The organism is Aquamicrobium terrae, from assembly GCF_052978165.1.
Genome location: NZ_JBRKLZ010000001.1, coordinates 1,013,352 through 1,035,781 on the forward strand (window position 1 = coordinate 1,013,352; position 22,430 = coordinate 1,035,781).

Below are 22,430 nucleotides of genomic sequence, written 5' to 3' on the forward strand. Positions count from 1 at the left end.
CGCCGGGCGCTTCTCGCAGGTGAAGGGGAGATTTGGGTGGGTCAACACGACTTCCTCGCTACACATCGGCTGACGTCCGGCGGCGGTTCGTCGTCAGCCTTCAAGCCGAAGGCTTAAGGCGAAGATAGCGGGAAGAAAAGTCGGAAAGCACATATTCCGGATGCGATCCGGCCCACCCCGGGCCGCGATCCGGCAGGGGCCGAAGTTGACGGCTGACCATTGCCGATGGCTGGAAAGCTAGGCCGGGCCCGGAAAAATTCGGTCAGATATCGAGCGCGACTTCATGGCTGGCGGCCTGAAGAATGCCCCAGACATGATCGGCGAAGGTGCGCCAGACCTCGATGCGGAAGCGGTGCTCCGCCTCGCGCAGCAGCACGATCTGGGCCTTGTCGAAGATGGTGCGGCAGCCGCTGCCGACGGGCATCGCCTCGATGTCGAAGGCGATCGCCGAGCGCAGCGCAAGCAGCGCCGCCCTGCCCTCCACCTCGATGCCCACCTCGCGATGGCCGATATCGACGAGGCTGTGGATCGCCGTGGCGTAGAGGTCGGCGAAGGCAGCCTCGACGGCTTCCTGCTCGGCCAGCGGCGCCGTCAGATACCATTCGTCCGGCCCCAGACAGGCCGCAATCCTGCCGCCGGCGACGGCGACGGCGCCGATCTTCGCCGGAAGTCTCAGGCCGAAAGCCTTCGACGCCTTCTCGATGTGTGACGGATCGAGCCTCAGGTTGAAGCGGGCACAATCGGCAGCCACTCGGATGCTGAGCGGAGCGGCTTCCCGGACCGCGATCTCGCGGCCCACCAGCGGGTGATGTTCATGCAGCATGGTTGCCTCCTTGAGCAATTCCAGGAAAAGTGCGCAGCGGTTTTCCGTCCGGAATTGCGTGAAACTACGCGCTCAGGCGCTTGTTTTCGGGATCGTAGAACACCGTGCCGACGATCCTGGCCTGATGGGTGCGGCCGGGCATCGGCACATGGATGGTCTCCCCCTCGCGCGCCCTCCCGCCCTCGATCACCGCCAGCGCGACGGAACGGCCGAGCGCGGCACTCCAGTAGGAGGAGGTGACGTGGCCGACCATCTTCATCGGCAGGTTCTGGTTCGGGTCGAGCACGATCTGCGCGCCCTCCTCCAGCACGGTGGTCGGGTCGTCCGTCAGCAGGCCGACGAGCTGCTTGCGGTCGGCCTTCAGCATGTCCGGCCGGGTCAGCGAGCGCTTTCCGACGAAATCGGGCTTGGCCTTGCCGATCGCCCAGCCGAGGCCGGCATCGTCCGGCGTCAGCGTGCCGTCGGTGTCCTGGCCGACGATGATGTAGCCCTTCTCGGCCCGCAGCACGTGCATGGTCTCGGTGCCATAGGGCACGATGCCGTATTCCTGCCCGGCCTCGTGGAGCTTTTCCCATACCGCACGGCCGTAGCGCGCCGGCACGTTGACCTCATAGCCGCGCTCGCCGGTGAAACTCATGCGGAACAGCCGGGTCGGCACGCCGCAGATGCGCCCTTCGGCCACCGACATGTGCGGGAAGGCCTCTTCCGACAGGTCGATGCCCTCGACCAGCGGTTCCAGCAGCTTGCGCGCGTTCGGTCCCTGCAGCGCGATGACCGCCCATTGCTCGGTGGTGGATGTGAGCCAGACCTTGAGATCCGGCCATTCGGTCTGGAGATAGTCCTCCATCATGGCCAGCACCCGCGCAGCACCCCCGGTCGTGGTGGTGACGTGGAAACGGTCGCTGGTCATGCGGCCGATGACGCCGTCGTCGCGGATGAAGCCGTCCTCGCCGAGCAGCAGGCCGTAGCGGCAGCGGCCGGGCGCCAATTTCGACCACGGATTGGTGTACATGCGGTTGAGGAACTCGGCAGCATCCGGCCCGACGATCTCGATCTTGCCGAGTGTCGAGGCGTCGAACATGCCGAGCGACTCGCGCACCGCCTTGCATTCGCGCGCCACGGCGGCATGCATGTCCTCGCCCGGCTTCGGGAAATACCAGGCGCGGCGCCACAGCGACACCGGCTCGAACACGGCGCCGTTCTCCTCGGCCCAACCGTCGATAGGCGTCTTGCGTGTCACCTCGAACAGCTCGCCGCGATGGTAGCCGGCGAAAGCGCCGAAGGTCGTCGGCGTATAGGGCGGGCGGAAGGTGGTGAGGCCCACCGCCGGTGCCGGCCGCTTCACCGCATCCGAGGCGATGGCGAGGCCGTTGATGTTGGAGGTCTTGCCCTGGTCGGTCGCCATGCCGGTGGTGGTGTAGCGCTTGATGTGCTCGATGGACTTGAAGCCCTCGCGCACGGCAAGGCGGATGTCCTTGGCAGTGACGTCGTTCTGGAAATCGACGAAGGCCTTGGCCTTCGACGCATTGCGGTCGGTCGGCAATTCGCGGTTGCTGACGCCGGTCAGCGCCATCTCACCCTCTACCGCGTAGCTGCCCGCTTTCGCCTTGAAGCCGGCGTCTGCCGCCGCTGCCGCACCGGCTTCGGCACCTTCAGCAAGCGCGGCCGCAAGGCCGAAGCTGCCATTGCCGGCGCCGGCGCAGCGGCTCGCCTCGGCATGTTCACCCGGCAGGAACATCTGGCCGTCCTCGTGCCAGTCGAGCTTGCCCTTGGTGTGCGAGAACAGATGCACGCTCGGCGTCCAGCCGCCGCTCATCAGGAGCGCATCGCAGGCAATGGTGCGGGCGGGCCCGACCACGCCGCCGCGACTGATCGGGTTGACGCGCACCGAGGCGACGCGCAACCGGCCGCTGGTGCCGGTAACGGTCCAGGCGGTCAGCGCCTCGATGCCCAGGGCAGCGGCGCGCTGCTTCAGATGGCCGGCGACCTCGGGCCGGATATCGACGATGGCCGCGACCTTGGCGCCGGCCTCGGCGAGGTCGAAGGCGACGAGCCAGGCGCTGTCGTGCGAGGTCACCACCACCGGGCGGTTGCCGACCTTGACGCCGTAGCGGTTGAGATAGCTGCGCGCGGCACCGGCCAGCATGACGCCAGGACGATCGTTGCCGTCGAACACCATCGGCTTTTCGATCGCACCCTGCGCCAGCACCACCTGTCTTGCACGCACCTTCCACATGCGCTCGCGCGGCGCACCCTGCGGCGGGTTGGGAAGGTGGTCGGTCAGCCGCTGGCAAAGGCCGATGAAATTCTGGTGGTAGTAACCGATGGCCGTGGTGCGCGGCAGCACGGTGACGTTCGCCATCGCCGCCAGTTCGTCGGCGGCCGCCTTCAGCCAATCCCAGCCGGAGCGGCCGTCGATGCGCACATCCGTTTCCGACAGCAGCGAGCCGCCGGGCTCGGCCTGCTCGTCCACCAGCATGACCCTGGCGCCGCTGCGGCCGGCCTCAAGTGCGGCCGCCAGGCCCGTCGGGCCGGCGCCGACGACAAGCACGTCGCAATGGGCGAAGCGGCTGGCATAGCTGTCCGGGTCCGGTTCGGTCGGCGACTTGCCGAGGCCGGCGGCGCCACGGATGAACGGCTCGTAGACCTTGTTCCAGAAGCTCTTCGGCCACATGAAGGTCTTGTAGTAGAAGCCGGCCGAAAACAGCATGTAGAGCGCGTCATTGATCGCGCCGCTGTCGCGCTTCAGCGACGGCCAGTGGTTCTGGCTGGTGGTGGCGAGCCCGTCATACACCTCAAGCACCGTCGCCCGCGTGTTGGGCTCGAAGCGCCCCGGACCGCGACGGGTGCCGACCAGCGCGTTCGGCTCCTCCGACCCGGCCGACAATATGCCGCGCGGGCGGTGATACTTGAACGAGCGCCCGACCAGATGCACGCCGTTGGCGAGCAGCGCTGAAGCCAGCGTGTCGCCCTGGAAGCCGTTGTAGCTGTCGCCGTTGAAGGTGAAGCGCACCGGCTTCGAGCGGTCGATGCGGCCCTTGCCGGAAATGCGGTAGCTGGTCATGACCGTGCATCCTCGAGTTCGGTCTCGCTCGGGCGCGGCAGCCCGGCCTTGTAGGTCATCACAAATTTGTCGCTCACGGTGTCGCGCACCGCGTTGAAGAAGCGCGCGCAGCCATGCTGGTGGCGCCAGCGTTCATAGTGAAGGCCGCGCGGATTGGAGCGGATGAAGAGATGGTCGCGCCACTCCTCGTCGCTCAGCTTCGACGGATCGGCGGGTCGCACGATATGCGCCTCACCGGCATAGGTGAATTCGAGTTCCGGGCGCTCGGCCTCGCAATAGGGGCAGCGGATCAGAAGCATCGCGGAACCTCCTTCAGTGCGCGACGGCGGCGGCCGCCGCCTCGTCGATCAGCCGGCCGGTGGTGAAGCGCTCCAGCGTGAACGGCACGTTGATCGGGTGCGGCTCGTCGCGGGCGATGGTGTGGGCAAAGACATGCGCCGAACCCGGCGTCGCCTTGAAACCGCCCGTGCCCCAGCCGCAATTGACGTAGAGGCCCGGCACAGGCGTCTTGCCGATGATCGGCGAACGGTCGGGCGTGACATCGACGATGCCGCCCCATTTGCGCAGCATGCGCATGCGGGTGAAGATCGGGAACACCTCGCAGATCGCCGCCACGGTGTGCTCGATCAGCGGCAGGCCGCCGCGCTGGCTGTAGGATACATACTGGTCGGTGCCCGAGCCGATCACCAGCTCGCCCTTGTCCGATTGAGAGATGTAGGCGTGCACCGTGTTGGACATGACCACGCAGGGGAAGACCGGCTTCACCGGCTCGGAGACGAGCGCCTGCAGCGGATAGCTTTCCAGCGGCAGGCGCACGCCGGCCGTGTCCATCACGACAGAGGTGTTGCCGGCAGCGACGACGCCGACCTTCTTCGCCTTGATGAAGCCCTTCGCCGTCTCGACGCCCATGACGCGACCGTCCGGCCCACGTCGGATCGCCGTCACCGGGCAGTTCTGGATGATGTCGACGCCGCGCGCGGCCGCACCGCGCGCATAGCCCCAGGCCACCGCGTCGTGGCGGGCGACGCCGCCGCGTCGCTGCAAGGCGGCACCCATCACCGGATAGCGGGCATTGGCGGCGATGTTGAGCGGCGGGCAATACTCCTTCGCCTGCTCGGGCGTCAGCCACTCATTGTCGATGCCGTTCAGCCGGTTAGCATGGATGTGGCGCTTGAAGCTCTGCACGTCGTGCACATTGTGCGCCAGCATCATCACGCCGCGCTGCGAGAACATGATGTTGTAGTTGAGTTCCTGGCTCAGGCCCTCCCACAGCTTCATGGCATGCTCGTAGATGCCGGCGGACTCGTCATACAGGTAGTTGGAGCGGATGATGGTGGTGTTGCGCCCGGTGTTGCCGCCACCCAGCCATCCCTTCTCGATGATGGCGACATTGGTGATGCCGTATTCCCTGGCCAGGTAATAGGCGGCTCCCAGCCCATGGCCGCCGGCGCCGACGATGACGACGTCATATTCGGCCTTGGGCTCGGCATCGGGCCATTGCGGCTGCCAGTTCTTGTTGCCGGTCAGGGCATTGGTCAGGAGCGACGAAAACGAAAAGCGGGTCATGGCACTCCCCGGAGTTCAACATGGCCGCACTATTCATGAAACGCCGCCATGTTGGACAGAACGATTGCGTCAGCGTAATGTTATTCCTGCGACAGCCCCTTCGACAGGCAGGCTGGGGGAGGCCCTATGGAACAAAGCGTCAGGTCCAGGCAGCAGCCGGGGCGCGCCAGCCCTGCCCCGCGCCTGTCGGTGGGCTTCATCCTGGCCCGCCGTTTCACGCTGTGCGCCTTCGCCAATTTCGTCGACGTGCTGCGCCTTGCCGCCGATGAGGGCGACCGCAGCCGGCCGATCCTCTGCGAATGGACGGTGCTGTCGGACACGATGAGCCCGGTGGCATCGAGCTGCGGCGTGCTGGTGCAGCCCAATGAACGGCTCGGCGATCCGCGCAAGTTCGACTATATCGTCGTGGTCGGCGGGCTGATCGACGAAATCCCCAACATGAGCCCCGACTATACGCGTTATCTGCAACGCGCGGCGGCGGCGAAGGTGCCGCTAGCGGGGGTGTGCACCGGCGCCTTCATCCTGCACCGCGCGGGCCTGATGGACGGCTATCGCTGCTGCGTGAGCTGGTTCCACCATGCCGATTTCCTGGAGCAGTTCGACGGGCTGAAACCGGTTTCGGACCAGATCTTCATCGTCGACCGCGACCGGCTGACCTGCTCGGGCGGCGCAAGCTCGGCGCATCTGGCCGCGCATCTGGTGGAAAAGCACGTCGGGCGCGCGCAGGCCCGCAAGAGCCTGCACATCATGATCATCGACGACGCGCTGCGGGCGGAGAAGCCGCAGCCGGGCATTCCGCTCGATCTGGCCACCGACGACGCGCTGGTGAAGAAGGCGCTGCTCCTGATGCAGCAGAACATAGACACGCCGCTGTCGGCCACGGAGATCGCCAGGCGGCTCGGCGCCAGCCGACGCCAGCTGGAGCGGCATTTCCAGGCCAGCGTCGGCATGGGGCCGGCATTGGCCTACAAGATCATGCGGCTGGAATATGCCGAGTTCCTGCTGCGCCACAGCGAGCAATCGGTGACCGAGATCGCGGCGGCGTGCGGCTTCTGCGATTCCTCGCACTTCATCCGCGCCTTCCGCGAGCGGCACGGCACCACGCCGGCATCGTTCCGCAATGCGAACTGAAAACAGCCCAAAAAGGAGGCGGGCAAGCCGCCCGCCTCGCTTCAAAGGCCGCTGTGCGCCGCAGGCTCAATCCTTCAGCGGCTTGCCGGCGGTTTCGGTAGCGGCCACCATGGCCACGAGTGCCACCAGCGCCGCCGCGACCAGATACCAGGCCGGCGCCAGCTTGCTGCCGGTGGCGGCTATCAGCCATGTCGCCACGAACGGGGCCGTGCCGCCGAACAGGGCATTGGCGGCATTGAAGGAAAAGGCGAAACCGCTGTAGCGCACTCTGGTCGGGAAGATTTCCGACAGGAAGCACGGCAGCGTCCCGTCGTTGATCGTCAGCAGCGCGCCGAAGGCGATCTGGATCAGCACGATGGTCCAGAAGGTGGCACCGTCGAGCATGGTGAACAGCGGCACCGTCAGCACCATGAACAGCACCGAGGCGACGATCAGCGCGGTCTTGCGGCCGAAACGATCCGACAGCATGCCCATCAGGAATATGAAGAAGATGTAGGCGGCGAGCGCAATGCTGGTGGCGATGAAGGATTCGCTCTGGCCCATGCCCATCTCGGTGATGAGATAGGTCGGCATGTAACTCAGGATCAGGTAGAAGCCGACCGCGTTTAGGCAGGTCGCGCCGAAGGCGATGGCGATCTGGGGCCGGTAGCTGGTGAACAGCTCGCGCACCGGCGTGGCCTCGACGTGATGGGCCTTTTCCAATTGGCGGAACTTCGGCGTGTCCTCCAGCCGCAGGCGGATGTAAAGGCCGATCAGCCCCAGCGGCGCGGCCAGCAGGAACGGCAGCCGCCAGCCATAGGACTGCATGTCCTCGGCGCTGAGCATGGCGAAGAGGCCGGCCGACATCAGCGATCCCGCAAGCAGGCCGGCCGCCGTGCTCGCCGGCACCATGCTGGTGTAGAAGCCGCGCTTGGAGGTCGGCGCATATTCGGCGATGAACGAGGCGGCCCCGGCATATTCGCCCGAGGCGGAGAAGCCCTGCACCATGCGCACCAGCAACAGCAGCACCGGCGCCAGCAATCCCACCTGCGCATAGGACGGCAGCACGGCGATCAGCGTCGTCGCCACCGACATGATGATGATCGACCACGACAGCGCCGCGCGCCGGCCGATCCGGTCGCCGATCGCCCCCCAGACGATGCCGCCCACCGGGCGGATCACGAAGGAGATGGCGAACACCGCGAAGGTGGCGAGCAGGGCCGCCGCCGGCGCGATCTCGGGAAAGAACACCACCGCGATCACCGTGGCGAAATAGCCGTAGGAGGCATAGTCGAACCATTCGACGAAATTGCCGATGAAGCTGGCGGTCAGCACCTTGCGCAGAACCTCCGGCGACGCCTCGGTCTGGTCCAGCGGCCGGCCGGCCGCGGCAATGGCATCGGTTGTGGTCATCGTTCTTCTCCCTTCAATCGCCGGTATCTGGCCGACGGCCGCGATCGTCCGCCCGCAGACAGCGCGGCCGGTGGACCCTGCTCCTCTCATATGCCCGCCTGTGCGCGGTGCGGGCCGCCGCCGTGAACCCTATTCGCCGGGCAGGATGTGCGTGGCTTCGGGCCGCCACGACACCCAGATCCGTGCGCCCGGCTCCAGGTTTAGCTTCTCCAGTTCCTCATGGCTCTTCTGCGCCTTGATCTCGGTGCGATCGGCTCCCTCGAGGTGAATGACCGCCGTGGCGCCGACGAACTCCTCGCCCACCACCGAGGCCTGCATGCCGTTGTAGCCGTCGGCCGGCGGCTCGTTGCTGAGCTGCACGCGGTCGTCCGAGACCACGAAGGTCGCCTTGTCGCCCTTGGCGAGCCGGCGCGCAGCATTCGGCACGACGATGAACTCGCCGGCCGGCGTGGCGATCTTCACCGACTGGCCGTTGGCATAAGAGACATTGCCGGCGAAGATGTTGGACGAGCCGAGGAACTCGGCGACGAAGCGGGTGCGCGGCGCGCGGTAGATTTCCTGCGGATTGCCGATCTGCTCGATCCGGCCACGACTCATGATGACGACGCGGTCGGCCATCGAGAAGGCTTCCGACTGGCTGTGCGTGACATAGACGAAGGTGATGCCGAGTTCGCGCTGCAAGTTGGAAAGCACCGTCTGCATGCGCACCTTCAGATGCGCGTCGAGCGCCGAAAGCGGTTCGTCGAGCAGCAGGATTTCCGGCTCCGTCACCAGCGAACGGGCAAGCGCCACACGCTGGCGCTGGCCGCCTGAAAGATGCGCGACGTTGCGCTCGGCGAATTCGGTGATCTGCATCCGCTCCAGCCAGGTATCGGCGCGCCTGCGGCGCTCCGCCTTGCCGACGCCGCGCATGCGCAGGCTGAACTCGACATTCTCGCGCACCGTCAGGAACGGAAACAGGGCAAGGCTCTGCCACACCATCGGCGTGTCGCGCTTCCAGGTCGGCAGATCGTTGATGCGCTTGCCGGCGAGGCGGATTTCGCCCTCGCTCGGCGCCTCGAGCCCGGCCAGCATGCGCAGCGTCGTGGTCTTGCCGCAGCCGCTGGAGCCCATGATGGCCAGGAACTCGCCCTTGCGGATTTCCAAGTCCGTCTTCTCGACGGCGACGAAACTTCCGAAACGTTTGGCGACGCCGTCGAAGACGACGAGGGGCTGGTCGGTCATGACAGCTCTACTCCGGCTGGAATGGCCGCTGCCCTCGGCGCGGCGCTGCGTTTCATGAGCAGGATCTGGGCCAGCACCACCAGCGTCATCGAGGCGATGAACACGAAGGTGCCGATGACGTTGATGCGCGGGCTGACCTGCCCCTGGAGGAAGCCGAGCACCTTGACCGGCAGCGTCTCGTTGAGGCCCGAGACGAACCAGGCGACGGCGAACTCGTCGAAGGAGACGGCCATGGTGATGAACAGCGCCGCGAAAATCGCCGGCTTGCAGAAGGGAACGATGACATGGCGCATCGCGTTCCATTCCGATGCGCCGAGGTTCCACGCCGCTGCCTCCAGCGTGGGGTCCATCTGGGACAGCCTGAGGCGGATGATCGCCATGGCGAAGGGCGCGCACATCACCACATGGGCGATGATGACCGAATGGATGGCGCCCGACAGGTTGATGTTGGACAGGAACGCCAGCATGGCGAGGCCGAGGATGACCACGGGGATCGTCGGCGGCAGCAGCGCCAGCGCGAGATAGAGGTTCTTGCCGAAGAACCTGTAGCGGAAATCGGTATAGGCCGCGCCGAAACCGAGGGCCGTCGCCAGCACCGACACCACAAGCCCGGCGACCAGCGTGTTGCGCAGGCCTTCCCAGACCAGCGGATCGGCCGCAACCGCCTCGTACCAGACCGTCGAGAACCCGCCGAGCGGCAGCGAGGGGAAGCGGTCGACATTGAAGGAGAAGACGAAGCTCGCCGCGATCGGCGCGAAGATGAAGGCGAAAGCCAGCAGCACGTAGAGCTTCAGCGCCCAGTCGATCAGCCGGTTGCTGTTGAAGGTGTTCATCGTCCGCGCTCCCTGTAGGCATAGCGCACGGCGGCGAAGGCGACCGCGAGCAAGGTCGCGATCATGGTCAGCGCGATGACCGCCGCGCGCGGCCATTGCTGGCCCGACTTGGTGGTGTCGGTGATCAGGATCGACAGCGTGGGCGGATCGCCGCCGCCGAGATAGAGGGGGCTGACGAAATCGCCGAAGGTGAGGATGAAGCAGAACAGCGCCGCGATGACGAGCCCCACCCTTGCCGAGGGCACGACGACCTCGAACACGGTGCGCAACCGGCCGCAGCGCAGATTGTGCGCCGCCTCGATCAGCGTCCTGTCGACGAACACCAGGCTGAACAGTTGCAGGAGCACGACGAGCGGGAAGCTCAGGGTCAGGTAGCCGACCATGGTCCCGAAATTGGAGTTGAGCATGCCGTACGGCCCGAGCCCCGCCTGGGCGAGCAGGGCGTTGATGATGCCGTTGTCAGAAAGGAATATCTGCCAGGAATAGACCCGCACCAGATAGCTGGTGAAGAAGGGAATGACCATCAGGAACACGGCCCAGCGCCGCGCCGTCTCCGACAGCTTGAAGGCGATGGCATAGGCGCAGGGAAAGGCCAGCGCGCTGGTGATGACCGCCGCCGCCGTCGCCAGCCCGAAAGTGCGCAGATAGGCGTCCCAGAAGACGCCGCGGCCGAGCATCCGGACCCAGTTGACGGTATCGAAATCCGGCTCCATGCGGAAATTCCGCACTGTCCAGAAGCTGAGCGCGATCAGGAACAGCAGGGGCGCCAGAAAGAACATCACCTGCCACACCAGCATCGGCAGGGAAAAGGTCAGTCCGTAGAGTGTGATCGACTTCCGCATCGCCTCGATTCCAGGCTCATGATCCGCCCTGCCGGCCGGCTGCCGTGCAGGGATTGCGGGAATGGGGCAGGCGCGAACGCCCCTGCCCCGCCTTGCGGTCAACTGGCGGACCGCAGGCCCTGACTACGAGCCCTTGTATTCGGACCAGAAGTCGTTCCAGTCCTCCAGGCTCTGCTGCACGGGCAGTTGGCGATATTTGATGCGGCCGCTGCGGATGAGGTCCATCGCGTTGCCCTCGTTGAGCAGCATGCCCTGCCGCCTGGCTTCCTCGGGCGTTTCCGTGGCCAGAAGCTCCCAACCCTTCCTGTTCGGGATGAGGCAGGGATATGCCGCCATGTTGGCCGACTTCACCTGCCCCTTGGGCGAGGTGATGTACTGGATCCATTTGCGGGCCAGATCGGCCTTCTGGCTGCCCTTGCCGATGGAGAAGGACTCTGTGAACTGCAGCCCGCCCTCCTCGGGGATGACGCTTTTGACCTTGGCGCCGTTGCGCTCCAGCGTGCCGGTGATCCAGTCGCCGATCCCGGCCATGGCCAGCATCTGCCCGTTCTGCAACGAGGAGAAGGTGCCGCCATAATCGAAGAAGCCGCCGATCTGCGGCCGCAGCGTCTTCATCTTTTCCTGAACCTTCTCCCAGGCCGCCTCCTCGATGTCGTAGGGCGAGGCATTGCCTTCGAGCAGGCTGATCTGGCCGAGATTGGGCAGGTGCCAGTCGAAATGGCCGACCTTGCCTTTCAGCTTCCCGTCCCAATAGACATTGTAGGTCGAGGCTTCCTTTTCGGTGAGGGCGTCGGTGTTGTAGGCGACGCCGAGGAAACCGAAGCGGGTGAGCACCGAATAGAGCTTTCCATCCTGCCAGTGGCCGGGAAACTGCTGGAACTCGGGGAAATAGTCGTCGAAATTGTAGTCCTTCGGGTCCAGCTCCTCGATATAGCCGGCGGCGTTGAGCTGCTGGACGTATTCGGCATCCGACAGGATGACGTCGAAGGTACCGGGCGGGGACTGGGCGATCAGGCCCAGCATGTTGTCGCCGCCGGTGTAGTATTTCGGCTTGAACTTGACGTTGTTCTCGGCCTCGAACTCGGCCACCACGTCCGGCTCGGCGTGACCGTACCAGGCCAGCATGGTGAGTTCGACCGGCTGGGCGAAGGCAAGCCGGCCAAGATAGGGCATGGCGAGGACCCCGCCTCCCAGAATACTCGCACCCTTCAAGATGTCGCGCCGGCTACGACGGACGGACAGTTTCTTCCCGATGGTCATCGCATTCCCCTTTTTGCTTTTGTTGCGCCAAGGGTAGCAGCCCGGATACATTTGAAAAATTAATTCTCATAATTTTCGCATTTGCATTGCTTATTGCAAATCGAGCACTCCGGGGCTCCGGGCGGGATCGCCCACGACGCCGGCCTCGTCGAGCCGGGCAATGATGTGGTTCACCAGCCGGATGCCGGCATCCGAAAGGCGCGGATGCTTGTAGAACAGCCCGACGCGGATTTCGGCCAGCGGCGGAAAGCCGTCGCTCTCGTCCAGCAGGCGCATGCCCGGCAGCATCGTGTAGCGCGTCAGCGCGCTGACGCCGAGCCCGTTGACCACGGCGTTCTGCAAGCCGCCGATGCCGGAGCCCGTATAGGCGACGCGCCAGCGGATATGAGCGGCATCGAGCGCCTGGATCATGCGCGCGCGGTAGGCGCAGCCTTCCGGATGGGCGGCCAGCGGAATGCCGTCGGCCGGGTTGAAGCGCACCCCTTCCGCCGCCGCCCAGATCGGCCGCTCGATCCACGACCGCGACAGATATTGCGTGCGCTCGTTGTTGACCATGGCGATGGCCAGGTCGAGTTCGTCAGCGCGCAAGCGGTCCAGTATGTCGGCGCTCCAGCCGCAATAGATCTCCAGCGAGATTCCCGAATGCTGGCGCTGATACTGCGTGATTACCCCTTGCAGGAACGCCACCGCGTAGTCGTTGGGCAGGCCGACGCGCAGCACGCCCGAAATCCGCGACCGGTTGAAATAGGATGCAACCTCGTCATTGAGCCGCAAGATTTCGCGTGCATAGCTCAGCAGCATCTCGCCCTCGCTGGTCAGCAGCAGCGAGCGCCCCGATTGCCGGATGATCGGCGCGCCGACCAGTTCCTCCAGCCTGCGCATCTGCAGCGAGATCGCCGGCTGGGTCCGGCCCAGCACCTCCCCGGCCTTGGTATAGGCGCCGAGATCGATGACGGATACGAAGGTGCGCAGGAGATCGGTCTGGAAATTGACGATATTGGCCATGGATTTCCATTCCTCATGGGAGGATGACAATTATAAATTTCCCATATCATGCACGGAGCTTCAAATCATCCATGTTCGCAAAACTGGGAGATGACTATGCACGAGCAATCGGTCTTCGCCGCGGAGCTTTCGTGGCCCGACTATGAAGCCCGCGTCCGCGATGGTGCGACGCCGATCCTGTTGCCGACCGGCTCGATGGAGCAGCACGGCCACCACATGCCGATGAATGTCGACGTGCTCTTGCCGGTCGAGTTCGCGCGCCGCGTCGCCGGCCGCATCGACGCGCTGGTGGCACCGCCCTTCACCTATGGCTACAAATCGCACCAGAAATCCGGCGGCGGCAACCACCTGCCCGGCACCACCAGCCTCGACAGCGCCACGCTGGTGGCGGCGCTGCGCGACGTCATCAAGGAATTCGCCCGCCACGGCGTGCGCCGTATCTGCCTGTTCAACGGCCACTTCGAGAATTCCTGGTTCATCGTGGAGGGCATCGACCTGGCGCTGCGCGAACTGAAATGGGGCGGCATCGACGACGTGAAGATCGTGGTGCTGTCCTATTGGGACTTCGTCGACAAGCCGACCATCGCGCGGCTCTACCCCGACGGATTCACCGGCTGGGACCTCGAACATGGCGGCGTTCTGGAAACCTCGCTGATGCTGGCGCTCTATCCCGACCTGGTCAGGATCGACCGCGCCATCCACCATGAGCCGGCGTCGTTCCCGCCCTATGACGTCTATCCGGCAAGGCCCGAATGGACGCCGGCGAGCGGCACCCTGTCCTCGCCCCGGGAAGCCTCCGCCGAGAAGGGCGAAATCCTGCTCGACGTCTGCATCGAGGGGATCGTCAAGGCGCTGGAAACCGAATTCCCACGCTGAAAACCATCCCCCACACAAAAAAGCCGCGGTTGCCCGCGGCTTTTTCTTTCTTCCTTCCATTCTACAGCGGCCGCCGGATGATCGCGGTCCTGCGGGCCTTCACCACTGCCAAGGCCGAAGGCCTGCCCGTTGGCAGCATAGCGGCAACGCAGGCCCCGATGCGGGCCAGCAGCCCCGGCCCGCGCGGCGGCCGGCGAGGCGGGGACGGCGGCAAGGGCTTGCCGATCCGCCCCTGCGGCCAGTCGACCGGGATATAGAACCCCATGACGAGCCCCTGTCCGCTCAGTTCCTGATGATGTTGTGCTCGGGGCCGAAGGGGAAGCCGGTGATGTTCTCGGCGCCGTCCTCCTTGACGATCAGGATGTCGTGCTCGCGATAGCCCCCGGCGCCCGGCGTGCCTTCCGGCAGCATCACCATCGGCTCCATGGAAACCACCATGCCGGGCTCCAGCACCGTGTCGATGTCTTCGCGCAGTTCCACCCCGGCCTCGCGGCCGTAATAATGGCACAGCACGCCGAAGGAATGGCCGTAGCCGAACGAACGGTATTTCAGCAGGTCCCACTCACGATACATGTCGTTGAGCTCGAGCGCGATGTCCTTGCAGCGGGCACCCGGCTTGATCAGTTCCAGCCCCCGGCGATGGACCGCCACGTTCTTCTCCCAGATGTCGAGGCTGGCATCGTCGACATGGTCGCAGAACAGTGTGCGCTCAAGCGCGGTGTAATAGCCGAAGATCATCGGGAAGGTGTTGAGCGAAAGGATATCGCCCGACTGCACGATGCGGTTGGTGACCGGGTTGTGCGCGCCGTCGGTGTTGATGCCCGACTGGAACCAGGTCCAGGTGTCCATCAGTTCGACGAACGGGAACGACTTGGCGATCTCGCGGACCATGGCGTTGGTGGTGGCGATGGCGATTTCGTGTTCCGGCACGCCGGCCTTGATCGCCGCCGCACAGGCCGCGCCGCCCACGTCGCAGACGCGCGCACCCTCGCGGATCAGCTTCTGTTCCTCCGCCGACTTGATCGTGCGCATCCACATCGATGGCTGGCCGACATCCACGAACTCGACGCCCGGCAGCGCTTCCTCGAGCTGGCGGCGGAAGTCGAGCGAAACGTGGTCGAACTCGATGCCGACGCGCTTGGCGCCCTTCGTCAACTGGCGCACCGCCTGATAGAAATTATCCCGGCGCCAGTCGGTATAGGTGATGTTGTCGCCGAAGCTGCGCCGCCAGGGCTGGCCGCCATCGATGCCGGCGGAGACGGTGGTCGCCTTGTGGTGGTCGATGACCATGCCGTATTTGCGGCCGAAATAGCAGTACAGCCACCCGGAATAATAGTTGATGCAGTGATAGGAGGTGAACAGAGCGGCATCGACGTCGTTCTTGGCCATCCAGCCCCGCACGTCGTTCTGGCGGCGGGTCATTTCGGCCTCGGAGAACGGCGAATAGTCCTTCTCGCCATTGTGCCATTTCATGACATGCAGCATGTCGTCGGTCGTCGCATGGGAGAGATTGTCGGCCATCGGGTGCTCCTCCTTGAAGTGCCGGGTTTATGGGCCCAGACTAGAGTCGCCGATGGCATTTCAAAAATTTATTCAAGAAATGCCGCCATGAACATTGCTTATATTGACTGCGGTGCCTGCCGAACCGGGGCGGCAATCCACAGACTGCTACCGGAATCTGTCCCCTGTTTGCGAAATCGCAAGCAGCCCGATACCGATCCGGCGTAGGGTTCCTCCAACAATGGAGCAGAATTGCCGGCGGAACGGGAGGAGCATGGCTGGGGATCGCCAGCGATTCGGACAGATGAGGATCACCGGATGAGAAACGTCATGGAGCAGTGTGCGCAGACAGGTTCCGTCCTGGCGCATGAAAAATCTCCCCCGGCTCCCTCGGGCCTGTCTCCCGCACTTCGTCAGATTGCCTGCCAGTCGCGGCTGTTCTCGACCCTGCCGCCCGAACTGCGGGCACCTCTGCTCGATGCGGCCCGCGTCACCCGTCATGGCCGCGGCACCACGATTTTCCACCGCGGCGACACCGCCCGCTCCATCCACATCGTCGCCGAGGGCTGGGTGAAGCTCTACCGCATCGCCCCGAGCGGCACCGAGGCGGTCGTCGGCGTGATGACCCGCGGCCAGAGCTTTGGCGAGCCGATCGCGCTGCGCCACGCCGCCTATCCGGTTTCGGCCGAGGCCAGCACCGCCTGCCGGCTGATCGCCGTGCCGGCCACGGCCCTGCTGGCATTGCTCCAGTCGCGCCCGGAAGCGGCGATCTCGATCCTTGCCTCGACCTTCCTGCACCTTCAGGGGCTGGTTGAGCAGATCGAACAACTCAAGGCCCGCTCGGGCGCGCAAAGGGTGGCCGAATTCCTGCTGGAACTGTGCCCCGAGGGCGCGGAAAGCGCCACCGTCACCCTCCCCTACGACAAGGTGCTGATCGCCGGTCGGCTCGGCATGAAGCCAGAAAGCCTGAGCCGGGCCTTCGCGCGGCTGCGCGAGCATGGGGTGACGGTCCAGCAGAGCAGCGCCGTCATCGCATCGGTGAATGCGCTGTGCGACCTCGCCAATGCCGACCCGGCCGCCGCATGGGCGCGCTGAACCGCAGATTTCAGATCGCGTAGAGTCCGAAAAGCACGGTGAGCCAGATGCCGAGCGGCACTGTGGCCACGAATATCCAGCCCGTCGCCCGCTTCAGGTGCAGGAAGCCGGACAGGATCGCGCGCGCCTTGAGGAAGGCCAGCACCAGCAGCAGGGCCGCCGCCACCCGGCCGTCGAAGAAGGCCAGCGTGGTGGTTGCGGCCGTCAACGCCACGAGCAGAAGCCAGGTGCGGGTCAAGCCCTCCATGCGTCACGCCAGCAGGTAGATGGGCGGCAGGATCAGCACCCAGACCAGATCGACCATGTGCCAGAAGGCAGCACCCGCCTGAACGGCCTCGGCCCGCGCCCGCAGCCCGACGATGCCGAGCAGGACGATGCCGGCCAGCACATGCGCGGCATGGAAGCCGGTGATGAGGAAATAGAAGGTGTAGAAGGGGTGGGTCTCGATGCCGATGCCCGCCTCCATGTCGGCCGCATATTCCATGCCCTTGACCACGAGGAACAGCACGCCTCCCAGCGCCGCCAGGCCGAGGAACAGGCGAGCCGCGCGACGCTCCTGATGCGCCGCCGCCCGCTCGGCCCGCGCCGCGAACAGGCCGGAGGTGACCAGCACCACGGTGTTGAGCGCCGCCATCCGCCCGTCGAGCATGGCTTGGGCGGCGGCGAATCCTTCCGGATCGGTGAGCCTGACCGAAGCCATCGCCGTGATGCCGGCGGCAAAGACCAGCACCTCGGAGGCGATGAGCACCCACATCAGGAGCTCGCCGGGCAGGTCCTCGATCCGCATCAGCCCACCAGATGCCGGTAGATGTCCGGAAGCGCGGAAATCAGCCGGTCGGGATCGCGGATCACCGAAAAGCCGCCCTGCCCGAACAGGCGCGGAAACCAGGCCTGGCCGTCGCGGTCGATGGTGATGCCGTAGACGGCATGGCCGGCGCGGCGCGCCTCGCGCACCGCCATGGCGCTGTCCTCGATGCCATGGCGTCCCTCGTAGTGGTCGAGGTCGTTGGGCTTGCCGTCGGTCAGCACGATCAGCAGCCGGCGGGCCCGCGCCTCCTGTGCAAGGCCAGCCGAGGCATGACGGATCGCGGCGCCGAGGCGGGTGTAGAAGCCCGGCCGCAGCGCGGCGATGCGGAACTCGATGACGGCATTCATCGGCTCGTCGAAGCTCTTGCAGCCATGCAGCCACACCCGGTCGCGCTTGAGCGACGAGAAGCCCTGAATGGCGAAGCGGTCGCCGCAGGCATGCAGCCCCCAGGCCAGCGCCGTGAGCGCCTCGCGGGCGATGTCGATCACCGGGCGTCCGGTGACGGCGGATTCGGTGGAGCGCGAAACGTCGAGAAGGATGGAAACGGCAAGGTCGCGCTGCTCGGGCCGGGCCTGCCGCCAGATCCTGTGGCTGCCGCGCCCGGTGGCGCGCAGATCCGCGACGGAGCGCAGCGTGGCGTCGAGGTCCAGTTCCTCGCCGTCCGGCTGGGCATGGCGGATGATCTTGGCCGGCCGCAGCGCCTCGAACTGCTGGCGCACCGCCCGGATGCGCCGCCGCGCCATGGCGTCGAAACAGCCGCTTTTCCCGGGATCAGGCTCCACCGGAGCGGCCAGGACACGGGTGTGGGCGGGAAGATAGGCTCCGGTGCGGACGTCCCATTCGGGATAGGTGAAGACGCCGGCGATGCGCTCGCGGTCCACATCCTCCGGGGCGAGGTCGAGATGCAGCTTCAGCCGGGTGGCGGGCGCCTTCGACACCTGCCCGAGGGCGATGTCGTCGTGATCTTCGGCCGCCTTCTTGGCGTTGTCGAAATCGTCGTCCTCGACGCGGCGGTTGAGGTTGAGGAACTCGGTCCAGGACAGCAGCGCCTCGAATTTGTAGAGGATGATGCTGTCCTTGCGCTCGGCCTGGTCCGCCTTCCGGCGGCGGGCGCGGCGGGCGGGCCCGTCGCTGGATTCCTCCGGATCGCCGCCGGTGGGAACGGCCTCGACCTCGGACGGGGCCGACGTCGCCAGACGGCGCAGGTCAACCCACATCGGCACCGGCAGGAAGGTGCGATAGCCGCGCGGCGCGCGCCAATGGGCCGGCAGGGCATGAAGCGCCGAAAGCAGCGACGGGTCCGGTGCCTCGGGCGCGCCGAGCAGATGACGGACCAGCGCCTCCACCTTCGCCTCGGTGCCGCGCAGGTTCGGGCGGGTGCGCAAGGAAAGGTGCGCCGCCGCCAGCCTTTGCCAGAGCGGGCGCAGGCCCGGCGCTGCGGCCAGCGTGGCGCGGGTCATGGCTTGTGCCGCCACGATGGCGGCGAGATCGGCGCGGAAGAGATCGTCCTCGTCCGGCGCCGCCGCAACACAGGCCGACGAGGCCGCCAGCCACAGATAGAGCGCCTCATTGTCGGCACGCTCGGGAAAGACCGCCAGTTCGACCGGCAGGCGCAGGGCCTCGCCGTCGAAGCTGGCGCGCGCCACGCGCTCCGCAGGCGTGGCGAGACGGCGGCGGAACGAGCGCCTATGCCGGCTTTCCTCCTCCGCCACCGCCTTGACCTCGACCGCCGGATCGCCCCCCAGCCCACGGAACATCACCCCGATGCGCGGGCGCATCGCCTCCAGCGTCACCCCGGCTTCGGGAAAACTCGGCGGCGGGTCGAAACGGCTGGCAAGCCCATGCCAGAGCTTGCCGACCGTCTCCTCCGGCTCCCAGGGGATGATCTCGATATGCCCCATGCCTCAGCCTGCCACCGCCGTGACCAGATCGGCCAGGCCGCGCTTGACCTCGGCATCGTCGGTGAGCGGCTCGATCATCGCCACCTGCACCGCGCGGTCGAAGGACATGCCCTGCGCGATCAGCGTGGCGCAATAGACGACCAGGCGGGTGGAAACGCCCTCCTCCAGGTCCTGCCCCTTCAGGGCGCGCAGCTTGCCGGCGATGCGCACCAAGAGCTTCACCCGGTCTTCCGCCAGCCCGCTTTCGGCGACCACAACCGGCACCTCGTGCTCCGGCTTCGGGAAACCGAACTCGACCGAGAGGAAACGCTGCCGCGTCGAAGGCTTCAGCGTCTTGAGGATGTTCTGGTAGCCGGGGTTGTAGGAGGCGACCAGCATGAAACCGGGGCCGGCCTGCAACTCCTCCCCGGTGCGGTCGATGGGCAAGATGCGCCGGTCGTCGGTCAGCGGGTGCAGCACGACGGCGACGTCCTTGCGGGCCTCGACCACCTCGTCGAGGTAGCAGATCGCGCCCTCGCGCACGGCGCGGGTGAGCGGGCCGTCGACCCACACCGTCTCCCCGCCCTTGAGCAGATACCGGCCGATCAGGTCGGCGGCCGAAAGATCGTCATGGCAGGCGACCGTATAGAGCGGCCGCCCGAGCTTCGCCGCCATATGGGCGACGAAGCGCGTCTTTCCGCATCCCGTCGGCCCCTTCAGCAGAAGGGGCAGGCAGGAGCGATGGGCAGCGGCGAACACGTCGCATTCATCGCCCTGCGGAAGGTAGAAGGGCACGGTCCCGCTTTCGGGATTTACGAACTGGTCCATTTTTCCCTACTCCGCCGCGTGCTTGACCACGGGGCCGGGCTCGATCATCTCGCTGCGCGGGAAGAGCGAGGAGAAGATGAAGATGAGCGCACCCAAGACCACCGCTACGCCGGAGCCGAAGCGCATCCAGTAGAACAGGGCCAGTTGCTCCTGAACCTCCATGAAGTTCATGCCCATGACGCGCTGGAGATGGGTCTGCACCGTTCCGGCGAAGGTCAGCGCGAAGGTCATGAACACCATGCCGCCCGACATCAGCCAGAACGACCCCATGTTCAGCACCTGGTTGTAGGGATCGCGGTTGCGAAGCTGCGGCAGCGCATAGGTGAAGAGTGCCAGGTTGAGGCAGACATAGGCGCCGTAGAAGGCCAGGTGCCCGTGCGCCGCCGTCACCTGCGTGCCGTGGGTGTAGTAGTTGACGCCGTGCAGCGTATGCAGGAAACCCCACACGCCGGCGCCGAAGAAGGCAAGGACCGAGCAGCCGAGGCTCCACAACAGCGCCGCCTTGTTCGGATGATCGCGCCGGCCCTTCCAGACCATGACGAAGGCGAAGGCCATCATGGCGAAGAAGGGCACCACCTCGAAGGACGAGAAGATCGAACCGATCCACTGCCAGTAGGCCGGCATGCCGATCCAGTAATAGTGATGGCCTGTGCCGAGGATGCCGGAGAACAGGGCGGTCGCGACGATGACATAGAGCCATTTCTCGACCACCTCGCGGTCCACGCCGGTCAGCTTCAGCATCAGGAAGCCGAGGATGGACGCCATGATCAGTTCCCACACGCCCTCCACCCACAGATGGATGACGTTCCACCAGTACTGCTTGTCGAGCGCGAGGTTCGGCGGATTGTAGAAGGCGAAGAGGAACAGCAGCGCCAGACCCCACAGCCCGATGAGAAGAATGGAGGAGATGGCGGTCTTGCGTCCCTTCAGCACGGTCATCGAGACGTTGTAGAGGAAGATCAGGGCCGCCACGACGATGCCGACCTTGACCCAGAGCGGCTGCTCGAGGAACTCGCGGCCCTGCTTGCCGAGCAGGAAATTGCCTTCAAAAAAGTTGAAGAGATAGGTCGCCACCGCGCCCAGCGTGCCCACGGCAAGGATGGCGAGTTGCAGGTAGGCGAGCGCCGGCGAGTGGATTTCCCGCTCCGCCTCTTCGGGGATCAGGAAATAGGCCGCGCCGAAGAAGCCGAGCAGCAGCCACACCACCAGCGCATTGGAATGCACCATGCGCACGATGTTGAAGGGCAGGAGTTCCGACAGGAAGTTCGGCTGGACGTAGATGTAGCCGAGCACAAGCCCCGCCGAGACCTGTACGGCGAAGAGCGCGAGCGCCACATAGATATAGGCCAGCGCGATCCGTTGAGATTGATATTTCATGACATGCTCCTCAGCCGGCTTCGTTTGGCGGCCAGTCCTGGGTACGGATCTTGTTGGTCCACAGCAGGAAGTCGGACAGTTCGCGGATCTCCTGATCCGTCAGGTGGAATTGCGGCATCTGGCGACGCCCCTCGGCCCCCGAAGGCTGGGACTCCATCCACCCCTTCAGCACCTCGAAGGCGCCGTCCGGGTCGTCCTGGACGCCCCAGCGGGTCATGACGTTGCCGACCTCGGGAGCGAAATAGGCGCCCTCGCCGAGGATGGTGTGGCAATTGACGCAGCCGTGCTTTTCCCACAGGTGCTTGCCGGCCGCGACGCTGTCGGTCAGGCCGGCGCGATCGGTGGACGTGTTCACGATATAGATGTGGCTATGCACGAAGAGCGCAGCGAATATGAGAATGAAGAACAGTGACCCGCCATAGAAGATGTTGCGGGCCATGCTCTTCGTCAGGACTTCGCGCATGGCGAGGGGCTCCCGGAGCTGTTGACGAACACCCCACGGATGCCCCTCCCCGTCGCGACCGGCCTTAACCAAAGTCAAGGCTGCGGCGTTTTGACGGAGGCACTATCGGGCATGAACAAAAAGGATCGAACGATGCACGATGGCTGGCCGGTCTGGAAGCTGGCGCTGCTGCTCTATGTTTTCGCGGCGGCGGCCGTGGCCATCAACCTGTTCATGCTCGGGTTGATGTTTCAGAAGTTCGGCTTCGCCGCGCTTTCGCCCGTCCAGAGCCTGCTGCTTTCCGGTCCGCTCGGCGTTCCGGCAGCCTGGGCCGCCGGCCGCTGGGCCCGCCATTTGCTCGATGAGGCCGCCGAGGGCAACTGAACCCGTACCGCTTCCGCATTAATCGGGCCTGAACCCAAGAGGTAGAACCCTCTTCGGAATTCAACGCAATGCGGAGCCCGCAGCGACGATCCCGAGATGA

Annotated in this window: 22 protein-coding genes; 4 read left to right on the forward strand and 18 right to left on the reverse strand. The window is 65.6% G+C overall.

Translation table 11 applies throughout. From position 1 onward, the window contains the following. Positions 1 to 262: 262 nt before the first annotated feature. From ACVCNR_RS05075 to ACVCNR_RS05090, 4 genes are all read right to left on the reverse strand, one after another. Positions 263 to 823 carry a sarcosine oxidase subunit gamma gene (locus tag ACVCNR_RS05075; RefSeq protein ID WP_447074010.1) on the reverse strand — a complete coding sequence of 187 codons (561 nt, stop codon included), beginning with the start codon at positions 821 to 823 and terminating at the stop codon, positions 263 to 265. 64 nt (positions 824 to 887) lie between these two features. Continuing rightward, positions 888 to 3,887, reverse strand: coding sequence for a sarcosine oxidase subunit alpha (locus ACVCNR_RS05080; protein WP_447074011.1), 3,000 nt, complete (start codon positions 3,885 to 3,887; stop codon positions 888 to 890). Next, a complete protein-coding gene (locus ACVCNR_RS05085; protein WP_354194046.1) occupies positions 3,884 to 4,186 on the reverse strand; it encodes a sarcosine oxidase subunit delta in 303 nt (100 codons plus the stop codon). The genes ACVCNR_RS05080 and ACVCNR_RS05085 overlap by 4 nt, the downstream gene beginning before the upstream one ends. A 13-nt stretch (positions 4,187 to 4,199) precedes the next feature. Next, entirely contained in the window at positions 4,200 to 5,453 is a 1,254-nt protein-coding gene (locus ACVCNR_RS05090) for a sarcosine oxidase subunit beta family protein (protein WP_447074012.1), read from the reverse strand. 126 nt (positions 5,454 to 5,579) lie between these two features. Between ACVCNR_RS05090 and ACVCNR_RS05095 the strand changes: the two genes are divergently transcribed. Next, complete coding sequence (locus ACVCNR_RS05095; protein WP_447074013.1) at positions 5,580 to 6,584, forward strand: GlxA family transcriptional regulator; 1,005 nt, start codon at positions 5,580 to 5,582, stop codon at positions 6,582 to 6,584. Positions 6,585 to 6,650: 66 nt separating this feature from the next. On the opposite strand, the gene ACVCNR_RS05100 is transcribed toward ACVCNR_RS05095, so the two are convergent. The 6 genes from ACVCNR_RS05100 to ACVCNR_RS05125 form a co-directional block, all read right to left on the reverse strand. Then, positions 6,651 to 7,976 carry an MFS transporter gene (locus tag ACVCNR_RS05100; RefSeq protein ID WP_447074014.1) on the reverse strand — a complete coding sequence of 442 codons (1,326 nt, stop codon included), beginning with the start codon at positions 7,974 to 7,976 and terminating at the stop codon, positions 6,651 to 6,653. 129 nt (positions 7,977 to 8,105) lie between these two features. Continuing rightward, positions 8,106 to 9,200 (reverse strand): ABC transporter ATP-binding protein, encoded by a 1,095-nt coding sequence (locus tag ACVCNR_RS05105; RefSeq protein ID WP_447074015.1) that lies wholly within the window; start codon positions 9,198 to 9,200, stop codon positions 8,106 to 8,108. Beyond that, positions 9,197 to 10,033, reverse strand: a complete 837-nt coding sequence (locus ACVCNR_RS05110) for an ABC transporter permease (protein ID WP_447074016.1) — start codon at positions 10,031 to 10,033, stop codon at positions 9,197 to 9,199. Before ACVCNR_RS05110 ends, ACVCNR_RS05105 begins: the two co-directional genes overlap by 4 nt. Beyond that, the gene (locus tag ACVCNR_RS05115; RefSeq protein ID WP_354194040.1) at positions 10,030 to 10,875 is read right to left on the reverse strand and encodes an ABC transporter permease; all 846 of its coding nucleotides are present in this window, start codon (positions 10,873 to 10,875) and stop codon (positions 10,030 to 10,032) included. The genes ACVCNR_RS05110 and ACVCNR_RS05115 overlap by 4 nt, the downstream gene beginning before the upstream one ends. 123 nt (positions 10,876 to 10,998) lie before the next feature. Then, positions 10,999 to 12,135, reverse strand: a complete 1,137-nt coding sequence (locus tag ACVCNR_RS05120) for a polyamine ABC transporter substrate-binding protein (RefSeq protein WP_447074017.1) — start codon at positions 12,133 to 12,135, stop codon at positions 10,999 to 11,001. Between the two features lie 90 nt (positions 12,136 to 12,225). After that, positions 12,226 to 13,140 (reverse strand): LysR substrate-binding domain-containing protein, encoded by a 915-nt coding sequence (locus ACVCNR_RS05125; RefSeq protein ID WP_354194038.1) that lies wholly within the window; start codon positions 13,138 to 13,140, stop codon positions 12,226 to 12,228. 96 nt (positions 13,141 to 13,236) lie between these two features. Here ACVCNR_RS05125 and ACVCNR_RS05130 point away from each other — a divergent pair, with 96 nt between their 5' ends. Then, the gene (locus ACVCNR_RS05130) at positions 13,237 to 14,016 is read left to right on the forward strand and encodes a creatininase (RefSeq protein WP_447074018.1); all 780 of its coding nucleotides are present in this window, start codon (positions 13,237 to 13,239) and stop codon (positions 14,014 to 14,016) included. A gap of 61 nt (positions 14,017 to 14,077) precedes the next feature. Here the strand turns inward: ACVCNR_RS05130 and ACVCNR_RS05135 are convergent, their stop codons facing one another. Then, complete coding sequence (locus ACVCNR_RS05135) at positions 14,078 to 14,281, reverse strand: hypothetical protein (protein WP_354194036.1); 204 nt, start codon at positions 14,279 to 14,281, stop codon at positions 14,078 to 14,080. A gap of 17 nt (positions 14,282 to 14,298) precedes the next feature. Then, positions 14,299 to 15,537, reverse strand: coding sequence for a M24 family metallopeptidase (locus ACVCNR_RS05140; protein WP_447074019.1), 1,239 nt, complete (start codon positions 15,535 to 15,537; stop codon positions 14,299 to 14,301). Positions 15,538 to 15,834: 297 nt separating this feature from the next. Between ACVCNR_RS05140 and ACVCNR_RS05145 the strand changes: the two genes are divergently transcribed. Beyond that, positions 15,835 to 16,611, forward strand: coding sequence for a Crp/Fnr family transcriptional regulator (locus ACVCNR_RS05145; RefSeq protein WP_447074020.1), 777 nt, complete (start codon positions 15,835 to 15,837; stop codon positions 16,609 to 16,611). Positions 16,612 to 16,621: 10 nt separating this feature from the next. Here the strand turns inward: ACVCNR_RS05145 and ACVCNR_RS05150 are convergent, their stop codons facing one another. The 6 genes from ACVCNR_RS05150 to ACVCNR_RS05175 are packed head-to-tail and all read right to left on the reverse strand — an operon-like array spanning position 16,622 to position 21,967. Continuing rightward, positions 16,622 to 16,858 (reverse strand): cytochrome C oxidase subunit IV family protein, encoded by a 237-nt coding sequence (locus ACVCNR_RS05150; protein ID WP_354194033.1) that lies wholly within the window; start codon positions 16,856 to 16,858, stop codon positions 16,622 to 16,624. Between the two features lie 3 nt (positions 16,859 to 16,861). Then, positions 16,862 to 17,398: a cytochrome c oxidase subunit 3 gene (locus ACVCNR_RS05155; RefSeq protein WP_354194032.1), complete on the reverse strand. Its 537-nt coding sequence runs from the start codon at positions 17,396 to 17,398 to the stop codon at positions 16,862 to 16,864. Continuing rightward, on the reverse strand, positions 17,398 to 19,320 hold the full coding sequence (locus ACVCNR_RS05160; protein WP_447074021.1) for a nitric oxide reductase activation protein NorD: 1,923 nt from the start codon (positions 19,318 to 19,320) through the stop codon (positions 17,398 to 17,400). The genes ACVCNR_RS05155 and ACVCNR_RS05160 overlap by 1 nt, the downstream gene beginning before the upstream one ends. 3 nt (positions 19,321 to 19,323) lie before the next feature. Further along, entirely contained in the window at positions 19,324 to 20,127 is an 804-nt protein-coding gene (locus ACVCNR_RS05165; protein WP_447074022.1) for a CbbQ/NirQ/NorQ/GpvN family protein, read from the reverse strand. A 6-nt stretch (positions 20,128 to 20,133) separates the two neighbouring features. Beyond that, positions 20,134 to 21,504, reverse strand: coding sequence for a cbb3-type cytochrome c oxidase subunit I (locus tag ACVCNR_RS05170; protein ID WP_354194029.1), 1,371 nt, complete (start codon positions 21,502 to 21,504; stop codon positions 20,134 to 20,136). A gap of 10 nt (positions 21,505 to 21,514) precedes the next feature. Beyond that, on the reverse strand, positions 21,515 to 21,967 hold the full coding sequence (locus ACVCNR_RS05175; protein WP_354194028.1) for a c-type cytochrome: 453 nt from the start codon (positions 21,965 to 21,967) through the stop codon (positions 21,515 to 21,517). A gap of 21 nt (positions 21,968 to 21,988) precedes the next feature. Between ACVCNR_RS05175 and ACVCNR_RS05180 the strand changes: the two genes are divergently transcribed. Beyond that, the gene (locus ACVCNR_RS05180; protein WP_354194027.1) at positions 21,989 to 22,330 is read left to right on the forward strand and encodes a hypothetical protein; all 342 of its coding nucleotides are present in this window, start codon (positions 21,989 to 21,991) and stop codon (positions 22,328 to 22,330) included. Positions 22,331 to 22,430: the final 100 nt, after the last annotated feature.